This is a genomic window from Vibrio sp. Y176 (assembly GCF_033438945.1).
Map to the genome: position 1 here is coordinate 1 of NZ_JAWOQS010000472.1, position 729 is coordinate 729.

Sequence of the window (729 nt, forward strand, 5' to 3'; positions counted from 1 at the left end):
CGTGACGAAGAATCTCTTGAGTATTTAGTGTGTCTCACGGCTGCGGATATTTGCGCAACCAATCCAGAGCGGTGGAATGCTTGGAAACGCACGCTGCTTGCCGAGCTCTTCTACTCAACGCAACGCGCACTGCGTCGCGGATTAGAAAATCCGGTTGATGTACGTGAACGTATTCGACATAACCAACAAATGGCTTCCGCGTTGCTGCGCAAAGAAGGGTTTTCAGCGCGCCAAATCGAAGTGTTGTGGCAACGATTCAAAGCCGACTATTTCTTGCGCCATACTCACACTCAAATCGCTTGGCATTGTGCGCATTTGCTGCGTATGGATGATCCAAACAAGCCGCTGGTACTTATCAGCAAAAAGGCTACGCGCGGTGGAACAGAAGTGTTCGTCTACACCAAAGATCAACCAGCGTTGTTTGCTACCGTGGTGGCGGAGCTCGACCGTCGTAACTTTAACGTTCATGACGCACAAATCATCACCAGCAAAGACGGCCACGTGATTGATACCTTCATGGTGCTCGACCAACATGGAGAAGCCATTGACGAATCTCGCCATGCTGCCGTGATTAAACACCTCACTCACGTACTGGAAGCGGGTCGTCCGACGAAGATTAAAACGCGCCGCACCCCAAATAAACTTCAACACTTCAATGTGAAAACCAAAGTCGATTTCTTACCAACGAAAGGGAAGAAACATACCTTGATGGAGTTTGTAGCACTCGAT

At 49.4% G+C, this 729-nt stretch carries 1 pseudogene; it reads left to right on the top strand.

From position 1 onward, the window contains the following. A pseudogene (locus R7O13_RS26775) lies at positions 1 to 729 on the top strand ([protein-PII] uridylyltransferase); the annotation flags it as partial.